Genomic DNA, 19,302 nt, shown 5'->3' on the forward strand with positions numbered 1-19,302 from the left:
TTCATGTCACACCGCTCTCTATCGTATTTACGTTTTCTCAACTGTTTGGATACTTTGGATCGGATCAATCCCGGAAAAAAATTAGATTCCATTGAGGAGCAGTTATTAAATCGGGTGATGTTGGCCTGGGATCGCCAGCAAACGATCTTGGTTGGAGACTTATTAACTGCCCATGAGCTTGGCTCTCAGGCAACACTTCATGGACGGATCAAAAATTTGCAGGCGATGGGTTATATCAAGTTGTCAATTGATAAAGCCGATGCTCGCAAAAAGCACATCGTCCCAACGAAATTGGCTTTCAGCCACTACGAAAAGCTCTCCATGCAGATGGAGAGTGTTCTACAAACACCTTAAGTTGGCAGCTGTTTTAAACAGTTCCAACCTTAAATTGGTGGAGTCGGCGGGAATCGAACCCGCGTCCGCAAACACGCTACAACAAGTTCTACATACTTAGTCTAATTATTTAATTTAACTAAGGCAACGCGAATCGACACGCTTTGCATTAGCGATTCACTCAGTTTTCGTATCAACTCTCGTGACGCGGGCTGATCTTATCTCTTGTATATGACCCTGACGTAGCTTGCGCTACCTGACCCAAGAGAGAATCAGTTCAGGGGCAGCCGCAATCAAGCGGCTAGTGCGTAACGTTCGTCGTTAGCAGTTATTGCATTCCCATTGATTTACGAGATAACGGGTCCTCGGTATGCCCTTGATGCTTTGTAATCCACGTCGAAACCATGTCGACCCCGAATTATTTTCACACTAGGACCACTATTTTAAGTCTTTGTGGAGTAATTTGCACACCTAATTGGCAAACAGAATTTGGCGCAGATCCTGTGGGCGATGAATCAGGTAGTCTGCACCCCAGGCGTGCGGCGGCTCTTCGCACCCACAATAGCCATAGAGAGCGGCTGCTGTCTGCATCCCAGCAGCCTTACCAGACACAATGTCACGAATATCATCACCAATATAAATGGCTCTCTTTGGATCGACCTTAGCCAAGCGAGCGGCGTGCAAAATCGGTTCTGGATGGGGCTTGGAGTGGGGCGTGGTATCGCCTGAGACCACGCAATGGGCTCTTTTTAGTAAGCCCATTTGCTCTGTGAGCGGTTGGGTGAATCGTTGTTGTTTATTGGTGACAATACCCCAAGGAATCTTTTGCTCATCAAGTTCTTGTAAAAGCGCTTCCATGCCCTCATACAGCTTACTGTGAACCAAGAGCGCTTCTTCGTAAAAGTTTAAGAAGCGATCGCGCAGGGAAATAAACTCAGGATGATCGGGATCAATCCCAAAACTTTTCTGGATTAGTCCCCGCGCTCCAGCAGATGCCATGGGTCGGAGGACCTCATAGGCCATGGGCGCACGCTGATTGGCAATTAGCAGACGATTGGCTGCTGCAACTAAATCTGGTGCGGTATCCGCGAGCGTGCCATCGAGATCAAAAAAGACCCCCTCAAATACTGGCGTGCCCATTATTGAGGCTTGCGGGTTGCCATCATGTAATTCACATCCGTATCGCTACCCAAGCGATAAATTTGTGTGATGGGGTTATAGGTCATACCCTTGAGTTGCAATACCTCTAGGCCGGCAGTCCGAGTAAATTGTGCCAGTTCAGATGGCTTGATAAATTTCTCATACTGATGAGTACCTTTGGGGAGGAGTTGCAAAATATACTCCGCGCCAATGATTGCAAAGAGGTAGGATTTTGGATTGCGATTGAGGGTGGAAAAGAAGAGATGCCCACCAGGTTTACAGAGATTTGCACAAGCTTGCACCACGGAGGCTGGATCAGGTACATGCTCAAGCATTTCCATGCAGGTGACCACGTCATATGAATGGGGCTCTTCTTTTGCTAAATCCTCCGCTGAAATCGAGCGATATCGCACGGTAGTACCGCTCTCTAATTGGTGCAATTCAGCGACCTTGAGCGCTTTGGTCGATAAATCAATACCAGTTACTGTTGCCCCTGACTTGGAGAGCGACTCAGCCAGAATGCCGCCGCCACATCCGACGTCGAGTACTCGTTTACCATCTAAATTAGTGATCGATTTAATCCAACCTAGTCGTAAGGGGTTGATTGCATGCAAAGGTTTGAATTCACTGGTCGGATCCCACCAGCGATGCGCTAAGGCGCTAAATTTATCAATCTCACCTTGGTCAACATTGCTCATTGAAAATACCATTTAAAGGAATAAGTAAGACTATACAAAAAAAGCAATAAAAAAGCCCGGCAAGCCGGGCTTTTAGTGTCCAGTGGACTAAATTACTTAACAGCTTGTGTACCAACTACTTCGATTACAGCACGACGGTTCTTGGCGCGGCCTTCAGCAGTTGCATTGCTAGCGACTGGATCAGCTTTACCTTTACTTTCGGTGTAAACGCGGGTTGGATCAACCTCTCCAGCATTAGTCAAAAACGCTTTAACAGCATTGGCACGACGCTGACCGAGGGCAATGTTATAAGCATCAGTACCAACACTGTCCGTGTAACCAACAACGATGACCACCTCAAGCTTCATCTTTTTGATGTCTTGAGCGAGTTTGTTCAGGGTTGCAACACCTTCCGCCTTGAGAGTCGACTTATCAAAGTCAAACAAAGTATCGGCTTGTAGAGTGATTTTCTTTTGGGTCACTTTGCTTGGAGCTGGTTTCGCAGCAGCAGCAGGCTTAGGAGCGAGCCAGCCGTCGCAATTTGGAGCGGCGGTTGCTGGGGTCCAGCTAGCGTCACGCCAGCAGAGTGTACCGTCACCGTTTCTCCATGGAGTGCCGGTGGAGTTTACCCAGTTATCAACATTCTTTGGCTGGGCCATGACTGAACCGGCAGAAATCGTAATCACTGCAGCAAGAATCAGTTTTAGGGTTTTGTTCATTTTTTATCCTCAAAAAACATTTAATAAATTAATGCAACCGAATCGCCTAAAAGCCCAAAAAAGCCCAAAGCGCTACAACATAAATAGTTACCAACTATCAGAATATTAGCACAGGTTATGGGCCTGTGAAATGATATTATTTCGAGATGGAACAAGCCGCTAAAGAAACTCTCCCGATATCCCTAGAAGACGAAATGCGGCGGTCCTATTTGGACTATGCCATGAGCGTAATCGTCGGCCGAGCCTTGCCAGACGTACGGGATGGCTTAAAACCCGTACACCGCCGGGTTTTGTACGCCATGTATGAATTAAACAACGATTGGAACCGGGCTTTTAAGAAATCGGCCCGTATCGTGGGTGACGTGATTGGTAAATACCATCCCCATGGCGACACGGCGGTTTATGACACGATTGTCCGCATGGCCCAGGATTTCTCCTTGCGCTATATGTTGGTCGATGGTCAGGGTAACTTCGGATCGGTCGATGGCGATAATGCCGCGGCGATGCGTTATACCGAAATTCGTCTTCGTAAGATCGCCCATGAGCTATTAGCGGATCTGGACAAAGAAACCGTTGATTTTGGCCCTAACTATGATGGCAGTGAAAAAGAACCTCTTATCCTGCCTGCAAAAGTTCCTAACCTACTCATTAACGGCTCCTCTGGTATTGCGGTGGGTATGGCCACCAATATTCCTCCCCATAATTTGGATGAGGTGATCAAGGCCTGTCTGCATGTCTTGCATCAGCCGGATTGCACGATCGATGAGCTCATTGAGATCATTCCGGCGCCTGATTTCCCAACTGCCGGAATTATTTATGGCGTTCAGGGAGTTCGTGAGGGGTATCGCACTGGGCGTGGCCGAGTTGTGATGCGCGCCAAGACCCATTTTGAAGACATGGACAAGGGTCAGCGTCAAGCCATTATTGTGGACGAGTTACCTTATCAGGTGAACAAGAAAAACCTGCTTGAGCGCATTGCCGAGTTGGTCAATGAGAAAAAAATTGAGGGCATCTCGGATTTGCGCGATGAGTCTGACAAGTCGGGAATGCGAGTCGTAATTGAACTCAAGCGCGGTGAAGTGCCCGAAGTCGTTCTCAATAATTTATACAAGAGTACTCAGCTTCAAGATAACTTCGGTATGAATATGGTCGCCTTGGTCGACAATCAGCCAAGGCTCCTTAACCTCAAGCAAATGCTCGAGTATTTCTTGGCGCATCGCCGTGAGGTGATTACCCGGCGCACCATTTTCGAGTTACGCAAAGCCCGCGAACGGGGTCATGTGCTTGAGGGTTTAGCGGTTGCCCTTGCCAATATCGATCGATTCATTGCCATCATCAAGGCAGCCGCTAATCCAGTAGTTGCCAAACAGGAGCTAATGGCACAGGCCTGGGACTCTTCGTTAGTGCGTGAGATGCTGGCCCGCGCTGAGGGCGAGGCTCCCGGTGGTCGCAATGCCTTCCGGCCCGAGGGCCTCTTGCCAGAATATGGCATGCAAGATAGCGGACTATATCGCTTGTCGGATGATCAAGCCCAAGAAATTCTGCAAATGCGCTTGCAGCGTTTAACTGGTCTTGAACAAGACAAGATCGTGAATGAGTACAAAGAGGTGATGGATCAGATTGCTGATTTATTGGATCTGCTCGCAAAGCCTGAGCGCGTTACCAAAGTCATTGAAACTGAGTTACTTGAGGTGAAGGCAGAGTTTGGTTCAGAAGGTAGCGACTCGGGTCGTCGTTCTTATATTGAAATGAACGCCACAGAGCTGTTTACTGAAGATCTAATTACCCCAACCGATATGGTGGTTACGCTTTCGCACGCTGGATACATGAAGAGTCAGCCGTTAAGCGAATACCGGGCGCAAAAGCGTGGGGGTCGAGGTAAGCAAGCTGCGGCTACTAAAGATGAGGACTGGATCGATACTCTGTTTGTCGCCAATACCCACGATACGATTTTGTGTTTCTCTGACCGAGGTCGGATGTATTGGTTAAAAGTTTGGGAGGTTCCCCAAGGAAGTCGGACTTCGCGCGGTAAGCCAATTGTCAACATGTTCCCACTGGTTGAGGGTGAAAAGATTACAGTGATTCTGCCGATTCAGGGCTATCAAGAGGATCACTATGTATTTATGGCAACTCGTCGAGGCACCGTGAAGAAAACCCGTTTATCGGATTTTTCGAATCCTCGTAAGGCCGGAATCATTGCGGTTGACTTGGATGAAGGCGACTTTTTGGTTGGAGCAGCCATTACAGACGGTAAGCATGATGTGATGTTGTTCTCAGATGCAGGCAAAGCCGTTCGTTTTGATGAGAATGACGTACGACCCATGGGTCGTACCGCGCGTGGTGTCCGCGGCATGAATTTGTCGGATGGGCAAGAAGTGATTGCGATGCTAGTTGCTCCTGCCGAAGTTGCAGAGGGGTCAGTGGAAGCAGTTGAAGATGCCGCAGCACCAAATAGTGTGTTAACTGCGACCGCAAATGGTTACGGTAAGCGCACCCCGATTGCCGAGTACACCCGGCATGGGCGCGGCACGAAGGGCATGATTGCGATTCAGACCAGCGAGCGGAATGGTAAGGTAGTTGCGGCTGCTCTGGTTTCCCCAGAAGACCAAATTATGTTGATTACTACTGGTGGAGTACTCGTTCGTACTCGGGTTTCTGAGATTCGGGAGATGGGTCGCGCCACACAAGGCGTCACTCTAATTAACGTCGATGAGGGAACCCATTTATCCGGATTGCAGCGCATCGCAGAGAGTGATTCGGATGAGGATGGCGATGACATGAGTGATGAGCAGGGCAATGGCAAATCCGATGCAGCGCCTGATGCTTAATCAAAGCTTCGACTAACCGGACTTCATGATGAGTTTTGACCGCCGCATTTATAACTTCGCAGCGGGCCCAGCAACCTTGCCAAGTGAGGTTTTGGAACAAGCGCGCGATGAACTGTTGAATTGGCAGGGCCTCGGTGCCAGTGTGATGGAAATCAGTCACCGCAGCAAAGAGTTTATGGCGGTCTATGAAAAAACCTTAGCCGATCTTCGCGAGCTTATGCGCATTCCAAACGATTACGAAATCTTGCTCTTGCAAGGTGGGGGGATTGGTCAAAATGCGGCGATTCCGATGAACCTGATGCCCTTAGCCAAGAAACCCAAGGCAGATTTTGTGGTGACCGGGATTTGGTCTGAGAAATCAGTCAAGGAAGCACAAAAATATGGGGAAGCTCACATCGCTGCGAGTTCCCAGGCGCAGGGGTTTCGGTCGATTCCAGATCAAAGAACATGGACCTTGTCCGAAGATGCGGCCTATGTGCATATCTGCGCTAATGAGACGATTGGCGGCGTTGAATTTGCTGGGTTTCCAAAGCTTGGCAAGACCCCATTGGTTGCTGATATCTCGAGCAATATTCTTTCAAAAGCGATGAATGTGAGCGAGTGTGGCGTACTTTTCGCTGGCGCACAGAAGAATATTGGTCCCGCGGGGGTCACCATTGTGATTGTGCGCAAGGACTTGATGGGGCATGCGATGCCTATTACCCCCTCAATCTGGGATTGGGCCAAGGAGGCGGCTAATCAATCGATGTTCAATACTCCACCCACTTTCCCAATTTATGTTTCGGGCTTAGTATTTGAATGGATCAAGCGGCAAGGTGGGGTAGAAGAGATGGAGCGCCGTAGTCAATTGAAATCAAACATGCTCTATGAGTTGATTGATGGAAGCTCCTTGTATGAAAATCGCGTGGATCCAATGTGTCGCTCGAGAACAAACGTCACATTTTTTCTGAAAGACGAAGGTTTAAATGCAGAGTTTTTGGAGCAATCCAGTGCTGCAGGTTTGGCAGCCCTCCGAGGTCATAAGGCCGCAGGAGGGATGCGCGCTAGTATTTACAATGCCATGCCAATTGCTGGCGTTGAGACCTTGGTGGAGTTCATGCGTGAGTTCGAAAGGCGTGCCTAATGTCAAATGATGATCAGCGCTTAGCTCCGCTACGTGCCCAGATTGATGCGATCGATCAAGAGCTTTTGGAGCTTTTATCGAAGCGCGCAAAGGCGGCCCAAGCGGTTGGCCATATTAAAAATGAGTCATCAGCCCCTATTTTTCGTCCTGAGCGAGAGAGCCAGGTAATCCAGAATGTTTTACAAAAGAATCCTGGCCCGTTGCTGCCAGGTGGCCTTGCTGCGATCTGGCGCGAGATCATGTCAGCATGTCGTGCACTTGAATCCAAGCAAACTATCGCTTATTTGGGTCCAACCGGCACCTTCTCGGAACAGGCGGCGCATGAATTTTTTGGGCAGTCGATTGACGGCTTGCCATGTGCGAGTTTGGATGAGGTGTTTAAGGCGGTTGAAAAAGGGGTCTCTACTTTTGGGGTAGTGCCTGTTGAGAACTCCAGTGAAGGCGCTGTTTCGCGAACCTTGGATTTATTGCTAGAAAGTCCATTGCAAATTAGTGGTGAGGTAGTCTTGCCCATTCGGCATCACCTCTTAACTAAGCATGGAAGTTTGGATGGTGTAAAAACAGTTTGCGCTCATGCTCAGGCCTTGGCTCAATGCCAACAATGGTTAAGTATGCATGCGCCTCAATTGCATCGGCAGGCTGTTAGTAGTAATGCCGAGGCTGCACGGATGGCCAGTCAAGATCCAAGTATTGCCGCGATTGCTGGTGAGCCGGCTCAATTGGCTTATGGTTTGCAAATTGTTTCAGCGCAGATTCAAGATGATCCAAACAATCGTACGCGGTTTGTCGTGATCGGCCAATATGCATGTCAACCATGCGGTCATGATCAGACATCTTTGGTGCTGTCGGTCGCCAATCAACCTGGAGCCGTTCATCACTTGTTAGGTCCATTAGCAAAACATGGAGTGTCCATGACGCGGTTTGAATCACGACCAGCCCGCAAGGGGTCTTGGGAATACCATTTTTATATCGATATTGATGGGCATGCGAGTGATGGCAAAGTGGCCACTGCGATTTCTGAGTTAAAAACCATCGCTGCTTTTTATAAAAACCTGGGCTCCTATCCCCGCGCTAAAAATTAAGAGTCTGATTCATGACCAAAAAAATTGGCTTAGATCATGTGCATGCAATTGCACCCTATGTTGGTGGTAGACCCATTAGCGAGGTAGCGCGTGAGTTTGGTTTAGACGAAAGCGCGATCGTAAAGTTGGCCTCCAATGAAAATCCTTTGGGTATGCCAACATCGGCTAAGGAAGCGATGTTGCGGGCTGCCAATGATTTGGGCCGCTATCCAGATTCCAATGGTTTTGAGCTTAAGCGCGTTTTATCCAAGCGGCTGGGGGTCCCAGAAGACTGGATTACCTTGGGAAATGGTAGCAATGATATTTTGGAGCTTACCGCTAGAGCGGTAGCACACGCTGGTGATGCTGTCGTATTTTCTAAACACGCGTTTGCAGTTTACCCTTTGGCAACGCAAGCGATTGGCGCAAAAGCAGTGGAGGTTGCTGCTGATGCAAGTTACGGGCATGATCTGCCGGCCATGCTGCAGACCATTCGATCACTCGGGGAGACTGCCAAGTTGGTATTTGTAGCGAACCCAAATAATCCAACCGGTAGTTACTTGCAGCCAAAAGCGATTGAAGCATTTATATCTGAGATGCCTGCGCATGTCGTGGTCGTGTTAGATGAGGCATATAACGAGTACCTTTCCCCAGAGCAGCGCTACGACGCGATTGCTTGGGTAAAAAAATATCCTAATTTGGTGGTCTCGCGCAGCTTTTCAAAAGCCTACGGATTAGCAGGGTTACGTATTGGATATGGTATCGCGCAACCCCATTTAACTGATTTATTAAACCGGATTCGACAGCCATTTAATGTGAATAGTTTGGCGCAAGCCGCTGCTATTGCAGCTCTAGGTGACGAAGCATTTCTACAACAAGGCTATGAGTTAAATCGAGCCGGTTATCAACAATTGACACAGGCATTTGAGCAAATGGGCTTAACCTATCTGCCCTCATCTGGAAATTTTGTTTTAGTGAAGGTGGGCGATGATGACGAAGCGGGTGCACGCGTCAACCGTGAGTTATTAAAGCGGGGCGTGATTGTACGACCCGTTGGCAATTATGGGCTACCTCAGTGGCTCAGAATCTCCATCGGCTTGCCAGAAGAGAATACTATTTGCATTCAAGCGCTTGGCGCCATTTTAAGTAAGCCACAGGGTACTGCATGAGCCAAAATCAGTTTGGAACAGTCGCCATTGTTGGCGTTGGTTTGATTGGTGGATCCATCGGCTTAGCGCTCAAAAAGGCAGGGGTCGTTACCGAAGTGATCGGCGTCGGTCGAAGTGAAAGCAATCTTGAAGAGGCTAAAAAATTAGGGGCGATTGATCGCATCGATGATCTTGTGGGCGCAAGTAAAAAAGCCCAGTGGATTATTTTGTGCGTGCCTGTTGCGCAAATGCGCGCATGTTTTCAAACGATTGAGCCACATCTCAATCCGCACACATTGATTACTGACGCCGGTAGTACTAAAAGTGATCTGATTGCGGCGGCTAAAGAGGTTTTGGGTAAGAAGGCCTGTCAATTTGTTCCGGCCCATCCCATTGCAGGTGGTGCGCAGCATGGTGTGGTGGCAGCGAAGGCCGATTTATTTCACGGAAAACAAACCATTATTTGTCAGTTGCAAGAGAACTCGGCAGCAGATGTGGCTCTGGTTGAGAGTTTTTGGCAGGCATTGGGGTCGCGCATTAAACGGATATCAGCGATTCAGCATGATGCAATCTACGCAGCGGTTTCGCATTTGCCTCATTTGCTGTCATACGCATTAATGACGAGCGTGCTGAACTCCGAAGATGCTGAGCAAAAGCTTGGCCACGCTGGGGCTGGATTTCGGGATTTCACGCGGATTGCCGCTTCGAGCCCTGAGATGTGGCGCGATATTTGCCTTGCTAATAAATCAGCGATTTTGAAAGAGCTAGACCAGTATCTCGTGATTACAAATGCTCTTCGTGACCTGATTGCCAAGGAGGATTCGCAAGCGCTCGAGAAAGTTTTTCTGAAAGCCAGTGAAGCTCGCAAACGGTGGGAAGAGTCGTAATGGCGAGCGAGTCATTGCAGATTGGACCTTTCCAAGGCGCCAAGGGTCAGATGACCCTGCCTGGATCAAAAAGTATTTCGAATCGCGCCTTGTTGCTTGCTGCGTTAGCAAGCGGTACGACTACTCTTAAGCAATTACTTGATGCCGATGATACCCAGGTGATGCGCAACGCCTTGCGTCAATTGGGCGTAAAGGCTGAGGATCGTGGTTATGATTGCGAAGTGACAGGTTGTGCTGGCGTTTTCCCGGTCAAGCGCGCTGACTTATTCATGGGAAATGCCGGAACTGCCATTAGGCCGCTCACTGCAGCATTAGTCATGCAAGAGGGTGAGTATCGACTCTCTGGAGTGCCGCGGATGCACGAGCGACCGATTGGTGATTTAGTTGACGGACTCTCGCAAATTGGCGCGCAGATTGATTATGAGCAAGTGGTCGGTTATCCGCCCATTCAAATCCATGCAGGCAAGCTTGTCTTGCCAGAGGTGATTCGGGTTAGGGGCGATGTCTCCAGCCAATTTCTTACGGCTTTATTGATGGCACTGCCTCTCGTAGCCCGTAAACCAATTCAGATCGAAGTGATCGGTGAATTAATTTCTAGACCATACATCAACATCACAATTCAATTGATGGCCCGGTTTGGGGTTGAGGTAAGCAACCCAACGCCCAATCAGTTTGTGATTACGCCCACTCAAGCTGGGGCCGTATACAAAAGCCCTCAAACACTCTGGGTCGAGGGCGACGCATCCTCCGCATCTTATTTTTTGGCTGCCGGCGTTCTAGGCCGTGGCCCAGTGCGCGTTCTTGGGGTTGGTAAAAATAGCATTCAGGGGGATATTGCCTTCGCAGATGCCATCGAACAAATGGGAGCAAGAGTGCTACGTGGCGATGATTTTCTTGAGACCAGCGGCGTTATTCATGTCGATGGTAGATTGCGAGGGATTACGATTGACTGCACCACAATCCCAGACGCAGCGATGACTCTCGCTATGATGGCGTTATTTGCTCAAGGAAAAACTCGCTTAGAGAAGATCGCCAGCTGGCGGGTCAAAGAAACAGACCGAATTGCGGCCATGGCAACCGAGTTGCGTAAATTAGGGGCAGTGGTTCATGAGGGCGAGGATTTTATTGAGATTCATCCATTAACTGATGAGCAATGGCAGACTCCACCGCAGGGAATCGATACCTATGATGATCATCGGATGGCAATGTGTTTCTCTTTAGCAGCATTCGGTCCAAAGTCAATCTTAATTAATGATCCTTTATGCGTTGCTAAAACCTTTCCGCATTACTTTTCAGAGTTAGCGCGAATCACGTATTAATTTCCTATAAAGGAGTATTGGGTTGAGTCTTCCCCCGGTTATCGCAATTGATGGACCTACTGCCTCAGGTAAAGGTACCGTGGCCATGCAAGTTGCCAACCGTCTTGGGTTCCATTATTTAGATAGCGGCGCCCTGTATCGTCTAGTAGCGCTTGCTAGCCAGCAAAAGGGTATTTCACCTTCCGATTGCCGCGCCTTGGGTGGGCTTGCCCTCACTATACAGATTGAGTTTAAAAATGGACTCATTTTCTTGGATGGTGAGGATGTCACAGAGGCCATTCGAGACGAATCCATTGGGGTTTTGGCATCCCAAATTGCAGTTTATCCAGAGGTGAGGGATGCCCTTTTGGCCCTCCAAAGAGGGTTTCGAAGGGCTCCTGGCTTAGTGGCCGATGGTCGGGATATGGCTAGCCGGATCTTTAAAGACGCTGTTTTGAAGGTATTTTTAACGGCTAGTGTGCAGGCTCGGGCGGAGCGTCGATATAAGCAATTGATCGCTAAGGGAATTTCTGCTAGAATGGATGTCCTTTTGCAAGATTTGCAGGAACGAGACGCTCGAGACATTCAACGAGCAACCGCGCCTCTAAAACAAGTTGAAGGGGCGCATTTGCTCGATACCTCGAACTTATCGATTGATCAGGCAGTTGAGCAGGTACTGTCTTGGTACCAAGAAGTAAATAGAAATTAGAAGTGAAAGTAGAAGTTGAAGTTTGGCGCTTAAGTTAGCACCTACGGTAAAAACCGCTAGCTTGAGTTTTATTAACCTAACCCGTCAGTAATTGGCGGCACAAAGTGAACCTCATGTCTGAATCTTTTGCAGCACTATTTGAAGAATCCCTAACCCGTTCTAATATGAAAACCGGCCAGGTTATTTCGGCCGAAGTCGTTCGTATTGATCATAATTTTGTGGTTGTGAATGCCGGCTTAAAGTCCGAAGCATTTATACCCGTTGAAGAATTCCAAAATGACCAGGGCGAGCTCGAAGTCAACCCTGGTGATTTCGTATCTGTCGCAATTGACGCCTTAGAAAATGGCTATGGTGATACGATTTTGTCACGCGACAAAGCAAAACGCCTTGCGTCTTGGATGAACCTCGAGAAAGCTCTTGAAGGGGCTGAGATCGTTACCGGTACAGTGACCGGTAAGGTTAAGGGCGGCTTGACCGTCATGGTAAATGGCATTCGTGCCTTTTTACCTGGATCGCTCGTCGATACCCGTCCAATTAAAGATACCAGCCCTTATGAAGGCAAGACCATGGAGTTTAAGGTCATTAAGCTAGATCGTAAGCGCAATAACGTTGTTCTTTCGCGTCGTGCCGTGGTTGAGGCCAGCCAAGGTGAAGAGCGCGCGAAGATGATGTCTAACCTCCAAGAGGGTAGCGTTGTTCAGGGCACCATTAAGAACATTACCGATTACGGTGCATTCGTTGATCTTGGCGGTATTGATGGCCTTCTCCACATTACTGACTTGGCTTGGCGTCGTGTGCGTCATCCCAGCGAGATGTTGACTGTTGGTCAAGAGGTAACCGCTAAGATTCTGAAGTTTGATCAAGAGAAAAACCGCGTTTCATTAGGCATTAAGCAGTTGGGCGATGATCCTTGGGTTGGTATTGCTCGTCGTTACCCACCCAATACACGCCTATTTGGTAAGGTCACCAATCTGACCGATTATGGTGCATTCGTTGAAATCGAGAGCGGCATTGAGGGCTTGGTTCACGTATCTGAAATGGATTGGACCAATAAGAATGTGGCTCCAAGTAAAGCAGTTGCTTTGGGAACCGAAGTAGAAGTGATGGTTCTGGACATTGATGAAGATAAGCGTCGTATTAGCTTGGGTATTAAGCAATGCAAAGCAAACCCATGGGAAGAGTTCTCACGTAGCCATCAAAAGGGTGACAAGATCAAAGGCGCAATTAAGTCCATCACGGACTTTGGTGTCTTCATTGGCTTGCCTGGCGGAATTGATGGCTTAGTTCATCTGTCTGACCTATCTTGGAATGAGCCTGGCGAAGAGGCTGTTAAGGCCTTCAAGAAAGGCGATGAATTGGAAGCTGTTGTTTTGGCAATTGATGTTGAGAAGGAGCGTATCTCTCTTGGCATCAAGCAAATGTCAGGCGACCCCTTTAACAACTTCACATCGACTAGTGATAAAGGTAGCATGGTCACCGGTACCGTGAAGAGTGTTGATGCTAAAGGTGCTGTGATTGCCCTCGCTGATGAGGTCGAAGGTTATCTGCGCGCCTCAGAGATCTCAACCGATCGCGTTGAAGATGCGCGCAATGCTCTGAAAGAGGGTGATTCTGTCACTGCCATGATCATTAATATTGATCGTAAATCACGTTCGATTAATTTATCGATCAAGGCAAAAGATAGCGCTGATCAACAAGATGCCATGAATAAGTTACAGGGTGATGCTGGCTCTGGCACAACCAATCTTGGCGCCCTGTTGAAGGCGAAAATGGATAATCAAAGCTAAGGTGATTCCGCCACCCTTTGGGTGGCGGGCTAATTAGACTATGTCAGATCAAGAGCACCAAGCGATAACCCGTTCTGAGCTGGTTGAGAGTCTTGCGGAGCAATTCCCGCAACTCCTGCCTCGGGATGTTGAGCTAGCAGTAAAAACCTTGCTAGACACCATGACCCAAGCCTTAGCTGAAGGCAAGCGTATTGAGTTACGTGGTGTGGGCAGCTTTGTTTTGCATCATCGTCCCGCTCGGACTGGACGCAATCCCAAATCGGGTGAGAAGGTTCTTATCCCAGAAAAGCGTGTTCCGCATTTCAAGCCGGGTAAAGAGCTCCGTGAGCGCGTTGACTACAAGCCACTTGATCAAAAAATTACTTCTGACTCGGGTAGCTCGGGTGCCTAATCCTGTGGTGGCAGATCTCTTAGGGATCTAAAAATAGTACGTCTATTCATTTGCCACTGAAATGATTCAAATTGAAACTGGTTGGTTACTCCTAATCCCCATTTTTTTTGGTTTGGGTTGGCTAGCTTCTCGCTGGGATTTACGCTTAGAGGCAAGGCAGGAAGAGCGTGAACGACTTAAACAGCAACGCTCAACTTTCAAGGGCTTAAACTTATTACTCAATGAGCAGCCAGATCAGGCGATTGAAACCTTGGTCAAGGTTGCCCAATTGGATCCAGAGACGGTGGATCTGCATTTTTCATTGGGTAATTTGTTTCGACGTCGTGGTGAGACCGAAAGAGCAATTCGCGTTCATCAACATCTGGCCAACCGTGAAGATCTGAAACCGCGCGATCGAGATCATGCCGCATATGAGTTAGGCCGCGATTTCTTGCGTGCCGGTCTATTAGACCGAGCTGAGGCATCTCTCAATCAAGTCGGTGCTGGCAAATATGCCGTACCCGCCAAAGAAAGTCTTCTCGAGATGTATCAAATTGAGAAGGACTGGAAAAAAGCCATTATTGCTGCTAATGAACTTCAGGGCTTGCAGGATAAAAGCCATCAATTAGAGATTGCGCAGTTTTATTGCGAGATTGCCCAAGAAGCGCTAAGACGCGCTGATTTTCCTGAGGCAGATGGGGCCATCCATCACGCCCTATCCGCAATTCCAAACCATGCCAGAGCCTTAATCTTGCAGGGTGATTACTACTTGGCCAATGAGCGCCCCCAACAGGCGATTGATGTCTGGGCAATTGTGGCGAAAGAGAATCCCGCTTATATGCATTTAGTAGCCGATCGGTGGATGGCTGCACATCATGCTGTCAACCAAGTCGATCTTGGTTTAGATCAATTACTCGTTCTTCTCAAAACCCAAGCCATTGGGGAGCTCTTGGACATCGTGCATAAGCATATGATGCAAATTCGGGGGGCTCAGGCGGCCGAAGCCATGTTGGTTGATGTCATGCAACATTCTCCGACACTCAGTGCTTTATCAAAACTGGCGGAGACGCGTTTAGCCTTGGCAGAAGTGACGGGTCCCGAGACACGGGTAGCCGATCTTAAGTCTACCCTTGGGTTACTCAAGCAGCGGACAACTGCTTTGGCGCGTTATACCTGTGGCAATTGCGGATTTCGGGCAAGGCGTTTTTATTGGCAGTGCCCTGGTTGTAATCATTGGGAGGCATACTCACCCCGACGGACTGAGGGCGCTGTTCCGAGCGGCCCGTCGATGTAATCAATCACTCAAATGATCTGGTAAGTACTTTGAATGAGGAATAAAGATTGAAAGTCACTATTGTTGGAAGTGGATATGTGGGATTAGTTACCGGGGCATGTTTAGCCGAACTCGGTAATACGGTTTTCTGTTTAGATCTCGATCAGAAAAAGATCGATATCTTAAACTCGGGCGGAGTTCCAATTTACGAACCGGGGTTGCAAGAGATGATCGCCCGTAATCGCGCGGCTGGACGCATTCAATTTTCGACCGATGTGGCAGCGGCTGTTCAGCATGGTGAAATTCAGTTTATTGCCGTGGGTACCCCGCCAGATGAAGATGGCTCGGCCGATTTGCAGTATGTGATTGCGGCAGCACGCAATATTGGCAAACATATGAACGGTCCCAAAGTCATCGTTGATAAGTCAACGGTGCCAGTTGGTACTGCAGATAAAGTGACTCAAGCCATTACCGAGGAATTAAAAAAGCGCAATTTGGATCTCACATGGTGCTCAGTGGTCTCCAATCCTGAGTTTTTGAAGGAGGGTGCTGCGGTTGAGGATTTTATGCGCCCCGATCGCATTGTGATTGGCACCAATCAGGATGCCGCAGGACTGCGTGCCAAAGAACTGATGCGCAAACTCTATGCACCATTTAATCGTCATCATGAGCGCACCTATTACATGGATGTAAAGAGTGCCGAGCTTACAAAATATGCTGCCAATGCAATGCTAGCAACGCGCATCTCGTTTATGAATGAGCTTGCCAATTTAGCCGATGCGGTTGGCGCTGATATTGAGGCCGTTCGCCAGGGGATTGGTTCCGACTCACGGATTGGTTATGGATTTTTATACGCAGGAACAGGCTATGGTGGCTCTTGCTTTCCAAAGGATGTATCAGCCTTGACCAAAACAGCTTTACAGCATGGGCGTGACCTAAAAATCTTAGAGGCCGTCGAGGCAGTCAATCAGAGCCAAAAAACAATCTTGATCAAGAAGATCACCAAACGTTTTGGTGATGACCTCTCTAAGCATCGATTTGCAGTATGGGGTTTGGCATTCAAACCCAACACGGATGATATGCGTGAGGCTCCTAGTCGCTATATTATTTCTGAGTTAGTCAAGCGTGGTGCAGAGGTGATGGCTCATGATCCAGTTGCAATGCCTGAGGCACAACACGCCTTTGAGATCGATTTTCAAGGAAAACCAGATCAGCTTCAAAAAATTTCCCTAGTAAAAACTCCTGAGGATGCCTTAGTAGGGGCCAGTGCATTAATCATTGTGACCGAGTGGAAGGCGTTCCGTAGCCCTGATTTTGATCATCTAAAACAGGCGATGAAGAACCCGATCATTTTTGATGGGCGTAATTTGTATGAACCTCAGTCCATGACCGACCTCGGTTTTGAGTATTACGGAATTGGTCGGCATAATTAACATTTGAATTAAATTTAGAGCGATGACTGAGAAAGCTGACCGTACACAATTTAGCAAAGCACGCCTTTTGGTGGTGGGTGATGTCATGCTCGATCGCTATTGGTTTGGTGACACTAGTCGTATCTCGCCTGAGGCCCCAGTTCCTGTGGTGCAGGTTGGTAAGATTGATGAGCGTTTAGGGGGTGCAGCTAACGTAGCCCGCAACGCCTCGGCTTTAGGAGCGCAAACCAGCCTTCTAGGGGTGATTGGAGTGGATGAGGCTGGCAAACGTGTAGAAGCCTTATTGCAAGATAGTGGTGTACAAAGCTACTTACAAGCTGATCCCAAAGTACCCACGACGGTTAAGTTAAGAGTGATTGCTCGGCAGCAGCAACTGATTCGTTTGGACTTTGAGGAAACTCCGAGTCCAGGCTCGCTCGCTCAAAAGCTCAAGCAGTTCGAGGCATTATTGCCCGAAGCAGATGTTGTTATCTTGTCCGACTATGGCAAGGGTGCACTTGAGCAAGTAGCAAGCATGATTGCTCTAGCAAAAGCCAAAAATAAGATCGTTCTGGTCGACCCAAAGGGTGATGCATATGCGAAGTACCAGGGGGCTACTGTATTGACGCCCAATCGAAGCGAATTGCGGCAAGTGGTTGGCGCATGGTCGAGCGAAGCGGAGCTCACCCAAAAAGCGCAAGCCTTACGAGAGCAGCTTCAGGTTGAGGCTTTGCTCTTAACTCGCTCTGAGGAAGGCATGACATTATTTACATCAGCGGGCGCAAGTCATGTACGTGCGCAGGCCCGCGAGGTATTTGATGTATCAGGCGCTGGCGATACCGTCATTGCTACTTTAGCAGTAGCCTTGGCAGCAAAATGGCCGCTGGAGCGTGCGATGTCCCTAGCCAATCGCGCTGGAGGAATCGTAGTCGGTAAACTGGGAACAGCAACCGTTTGTGCAGAGGAGCTACAGTGACCTATATCGTGACTGGTGCCGCCGGATTTGTGGGGGCGAATATTGTTCGTGCCTTAAATGCCCGTGGTGAAAAAAATATTATTGCAGTCGATGATTTGCGACCTGCAGATAAATATCGCAATCTAGCCGATTTGGATATTGCCGATTACATCGATAAGAATGATTTTTTAGAAGGCTTTCATGAGGGCTGGTTTGGTAAGGTAAAGGCAGTATTTCATGAGGGTGCCTGTTCAGACACGATGGAGACCGATGGGGTTTTCATGATGAACAATAACTATCAATACTCTATCAATCTCTATGAGATTTGTACCGACCAAAAGGTGCCATTTCTTTATGCATCATCGGCTGCAACCTATGGGGGGTCTGATACGTTTGTAGAGGATCGTCAGTATGAGAAGCCTTTGAACATTTACGGCTACTCAAAGTTTCTGTTTGACCAATATATGCGTGCACGCATGGCTGAGAAGGCTCCGACCGCTCAGGTGGTTGGCTTTCGGTATTTCAATGTATATGGTCCACGTGAGTCCCATAAAGGGAGGATGGCTTCGGTTGCATTCCATCATTACCATCAGTTCAAAAAAAATCAAACGGTCAAATTATTTGGTGAATATGGCGGCTATGCACCCGGTCAGCAATCACGGGATTTTGTATCGGTTGAAGATGTTGTAAAAGTGAACCTATTTTTCTTGGATCATCCAGAAAAGAGTGGCATTTTTAACCTTGGCACAGGGCGCGCTCAACCTTTTAATGATGTCGCACTAGCAACTGTAAATACCATGCGTAAACTGGCCAATCAACCAGCGTTAGCATTGGCAGATTTAGTACAACAAGGTTTCATTCAATACATTCCATTTCCTGATGACTTGCGGGGCAAATATCAGTGCTTCACACAAGCCGATTTAACTCAATTAAGGGCGGCAGGCTATACCGATAGCTTCTTGGATGTTGAGCATGGTGTCAGTCAATACATTGCCTGGTTATCAGCAAATTCTGATTTTTTAGCCAATCCCCTCTAGACTATTTTTTTCGTCAACCCAATCAACCATTGGGCGTTGAAGAAGGCCATGACATATTCGTCATGGTTCATTCATCAACCTCAAAGGAGAAATTATGGGTTTATCGACTCTGTTTCACACATCTGCTAACGCTGTATCTAAAGGATCGATGATTGGCATGATGGCATTAGCACTGACACTTCCTCTTGGCATAACTCTTGCAAAAGCTGCTCCAGTCAATGTCAATACGGCCAGTCAGACCGAGTTAGAGGGTATTCGTGGGCTTGGGCCATCAAAAGCGAAGGCAATTATTGCTGAGCGAGAAAAGGGCGGTGCGTTTTATGACTCCTATGATCTGCAATCACGGGTTCGCGGTATTGGCGAGCGTTCGGTGAGTAAATTAATGGAGAATGGTTTGAAAATCGAGGGTCAAAGTGGATACCGTGAGACAAAAAGTGGCCCACGCTCAGAGGCGCGTTCCACAAAAAAGAACTCCAAGTATCAAACTAAAGCGTCTACGGCGGAGGGTGAGCGGTCGACAGGTTCGCGTCACCGCTACTGAAATC

General features: G+C 48.3%; 17 protein-coding genes, 1 other RNA gene and 1 pseudogene. 15 read left to right on the plus strand and 4 right to left on the minus strand.

The features are described 5' to 3' along the window. Positions 1-3 precede the first annotated feature (3 nt). Positions 4-354, plus strand: coding sequence for a hypothetical protein (locus tag QUE66_RS02100; RefSeq protein WP_286224175.1), 351 nt, complete (start codon positions 4-6; stop codon positions 352-354). Positions 355-389: 35 nt separating this feature from the next. Here the strand turns inward: QUE66_RS02100 and ssrA are convergent. The 4 genes from ssrA to ompA all read right to left on the minus strand — a co-directional run bounded on the left by ssrA (position 390) and on the right by ompA (position 2,869). After that, positions 390-748, minus strand: a transfer-messenger RNA (tmRNA) gene (gene ssrA, locus QUE66_RS02105). 56 nt (positions 749-804) lie between these two features. Continuing rightward, positions 805-1,473 carry an HAD family hydrolase gene (locus QUE66_RS02110; protein WP_286224176.1) on the minus strand — a complete coding sequence of 223 codons (669 nt, stop codon included), beginning with the start codon at positions 1,471-1,473 and terminating at the stop codon, positions 805-807. Continuing rightward, positions 1,473-2,171 carry a bifunctional 2-polyprenyl-6-hydroxyphenol methylase/3-demethylubiquinol 3-O-methyltransferase UbiG gene (ubiG, locus tag QUE66_RS02115; RefSeq protein ID WP_286224177.1) on the minus strand — a complete coding sequence of 233 codons (699 nt, stop codon included), beginning with the start codon at positions 2,169-2,171 and terminating at the stop codon, positions 1,473-1,475. The genes QUE66_RS02110 and ubiG overlap by 1 nt, the downstream gene beginning before the upstream one ends. A gap of 92 nt (positions 2,172-2,263) precedes the next feature. Continuing rightward, positions 2,264-2,869 (minus strand): outer membrane protein OmpA, encoded by a 606-nt coding sequence (gene ompA / locus QUE66_RS02120; RefSeq protein ID WP_286224178.1) that lies wholly within the window; start codon positions 2,867-2,869, stop codon positions 2,264-2,266. Between the two features lie 146 nt (positions 2,870-3,015). On the opposite strand from ompA, the gene gyrA reads away from it, so the two are divergent. From gyrA to QUE66_RS02190, 14 genes and pseudogenes are all read left to right on the plus strand, one after another. Next, the gene (gene gyrA, locus QUE66_RS02125) at positions 3,016-5,697 is read left to right on the plus strand and encodes a DNA gyrase subunit A (protein ID WP_286224179.1); all 2,682 of its coding nucleotides are present in this window, start codon (positions 3,016-3,018) and stop codon (positions 5,695-5,697) included. A 28-nt stretch (positions 5,698-5,725) separates the two neighbouring features. Beyond that, entirely contained in the window at positions 5,726-6,820 is a 1,095-nt protein-coding gene (gene serC / locus QUE66_RS02130) for a 3-phosphoserine/phosphohydroxythreonine transaminase (protein WP_286224708.1), read from the plus strand. Continuing rightward, entirely contained in the window at positions 6,820-7,902 is a 1,083-nt protein-coding gene (gene pheA / locus QUE66_RS02135; RefSeq protein ID WP_286224181.1) for a prephenate dehydratase, read from the plus strand. Before serC ends, pheA begins: the two co-directional genes overlap by 1 nt. Before the next feature lie 11 nt (positions 7,903-7,913). After that, on the plus strand, positions 7,914-9,050 hold the full coding sequence (hisC, locus tag QUE66_RS02140; RefSeq protein WP_286224182.1) for a histidinol-phosphate transaminase: 1,137 nt from the start codon (positions 7,914-7,916) through the stop codon (positions 9,048-9,050). Continuing rightward, a complete protein-coding gene (locus tag QUE66_RS02145; protein ID WP_286224183.1) occupies positions 9,047-9,916 on the plus strand; it encodes a prephenate dehydrogenase in 870 nt (289 codons plus the stop codon). Before hisC ends, QUE66_RS02145 begins: the two co-directional genes overlap by 4 nt. Continuing rightward, on the plus strand, positions 9,916-11,235 hold the full coding sequence (gene aroA, locus QUE66_RS02150; RefSeq protein ID WP_286224184.1) for a 3-phosphoshikimate 1-carboxyvinyltransferase: 1,320 nt from the start codon (positions 9,916-9,918) through the stop codon (positions 11,233-11,235). Before QUE66_RS02145 ends, aroA begins: the two co-directional genes overlap by 1 nt. A 22-nt stretch (positions 11,236-11,257) precedes the next feature. Then, complete coding sequence (gene cmk, locus QUE66_RS02155; RefSeq protein WP_286224185.1) at positions 11,258-11,923, plus strand: (d)CMP kinase; 666 nt, start codon at positions 11,258-11,260, stop codon at positions 11,921-11,923. A gap of 113 nt (positions 11,924-12,036) precedes the next feature. Next, positions 12,037-13,710 (plus strand): 30S ribosomal protein S1, encoded by a 1,674-nt coding sequence (gene rpsA / locus QUE66_RS02160; protein WP_108507959.1) that lies wholly within the window; start codon positions 12,037-12,039, stop codon positions 13,708-13,710. A gap of 40 nt (positions 13,711-13,750) precedes the next feature. Further along, positions 13,751-14,086, plus strand: a pseudogene (locus QUE66_RS02165) (integration host factor subunit beta); the annotation flags it as partial. Positions 14,087-14,162: 76 nt separating this feature from the next. Then, positions 14,163-15,374: a lipopolysaccharide assembly protein LapB gene (gene lapB, locus QUE66_RS02170; protein WP_286224187.1), complete on the plus strand. Its 1,212-nt coding sequence runs from the start codon at positions 14,163-14,165 to the stop codon at positions 15,372-15,374. A 47-nt stretch (positions 15,375-15,421) separates the two neighbouring features. Then, the gene (locus QUE66_RS02175; protein ID WP_286224188.1) at positions 15,422-16,786 is read left to right on the plus strand and encodes a UDP-glucose dehydrogenase family protein; all 1,365 of its coding nucleotides are present in this window, start codon (positions 15,422-15,424) and stop codon (positions 16,784-16,786) included. Positions 16,787-16,808: 22 nt separating this feature from the next. Beyond that, on the plus strand, positions 16,809-17,741 hold the full coding sequence (rfaE1, locus tag QUE66_RS02180) for a D-glycero-beta-D-manno-heptose-7-phosphate kinase (RefSeq protein WP_286224189.1): 933 nt from the start codon (positions 16,809-16,811) through the stop codon (positions 17,739-17,741). Beyond that, positions 17,738-18,757, plus strand: a complete 1,020-nt coding sequence (rfaD, locus tag QUE66_RS02185; protein WP_286224190.1) for an ADP-glyceromanno-heptose 6-epimerase — start codon at positions 17,738-17,740, stop codon at positions 18,755-18,757. Before rfaE1 ends, rfaD begins: the two co-directional genes overlap by 4 nt. Before the next feature lie 94 nt (positions 18,758-18,851). Then, positions 18,852-19,298, plus strand: a complete 447-nt coding sequence (locus tag QUE66_RS02190; protein WP_286224191.1) for a ComEA family DNA-binding protein — start codon at positions 18,852-18,854, stop codon at positions 19,296-19,298. Positions 19,299-19,302 lie beyond the last annotated feature (4 nt).

This window comes from Polynucleobacter sp. HIN6, from assembly GCF_030297575.1.
In the GTDB taxonomy this organism is placed as follows: Bacteria; Pseudomonadota; Gammaproteobacteria; order Burkholderiales; family Burkholderiaceae; genus Polynucleobacter.

Bases quoted from the DNA above. Each gene is read 5' to 3' on its own strand.
- QUE66_RS02100 (WP_286224175.1), top strand. From the start codon at position 4: ATGTCACACCGCTCTCTATCGTATTTACGTTTTCTCAACTGTTTGGAT.
- QUE66_RS02110 (WP_286224176.1), bottom strand. From the start codon at position 1,473: ATGGGCACGCCAGTATTTGAGGGGGTCTTTTTTGATCTCGATGGCACG.
- ubiG (WP_286224177.1), bottom strand. From the start codon at position 2,171: ATGAGCAATGTTGACCAAGGTGAGATTGATAAATTTAGCGCCTTAGCG.
- ompA (WP_286224178.1), bottom strand. From the start codon at position 2,869: ATGAACAAAACCCTAAAACTGATTCTTGCTGCAGTGATTACGATTTCT.
- gyrA (WP_286224179.1), top strand. From the start codon at position 3,016: ATGGAACAAGCCGCTAAAGAAACTCTCCCGATATCCCTAGAAGACGAA.
- serC (WP_286224708.1), top strand. From the start codon at position 5,726: ATGAGTTTTGACCGCCGCATTTATAACTTCGCAGCGGGCCCAGCAACC.
- pheA (WP_286224181.1), top strand. From the start codon at position 6,820: ATGTCAAATGATGATCAGCGCTTAGCTCCGCTACGTGCCCAGATTGAT.
- hisC (WP_286224182.1), top strand. From the start codon at position 7,914: ATGACCAAAAAAATTGGCTTAGATCATGTGCATGCAATTGCACCCTAT.
- QUE66_RS02145 (WP_286224183.1), top strand. From the start codon at position 9,047: ATGAGCCAAAATCAGTTTGGAACAGTCGCCATTGTTGGCGTTGGTTTG.
- aroA (WP_286224184.1), top strand. From the start codon at position 9,916: ATGGCGAGCGAGTCATTGCAGATTGGACCTTTCCAAGGCGCCAAGGGT.
- rpsA (WP_108507959.1), top strand. From the start codon at position 12,037: ATGTCTGAATCTTTTGCAGCACTATTTGAAGAATCCCTAACCCGTTCT.
- lapB (WP_286224187.1), top strand. From the start codon at position 14,163: ATGATTCAAATTGAAACTGGTTGGTTACTCCTAATCCCCATTTTTTTT.
- rfaE1 (WP_286224189.1), top strand. From the start codon at position 16,809: ATGACTGAGAAAGCTGACCGTACACAATTTAGCAAAGCACGCCTTTTG.
- QUE66_RS02190 (WP_286224191.1), top strand. From the start codon at position 18,852: ATGGGTTTATCGACTCTGTTTCACACATCTGCTAACGCTGTATCTAAA.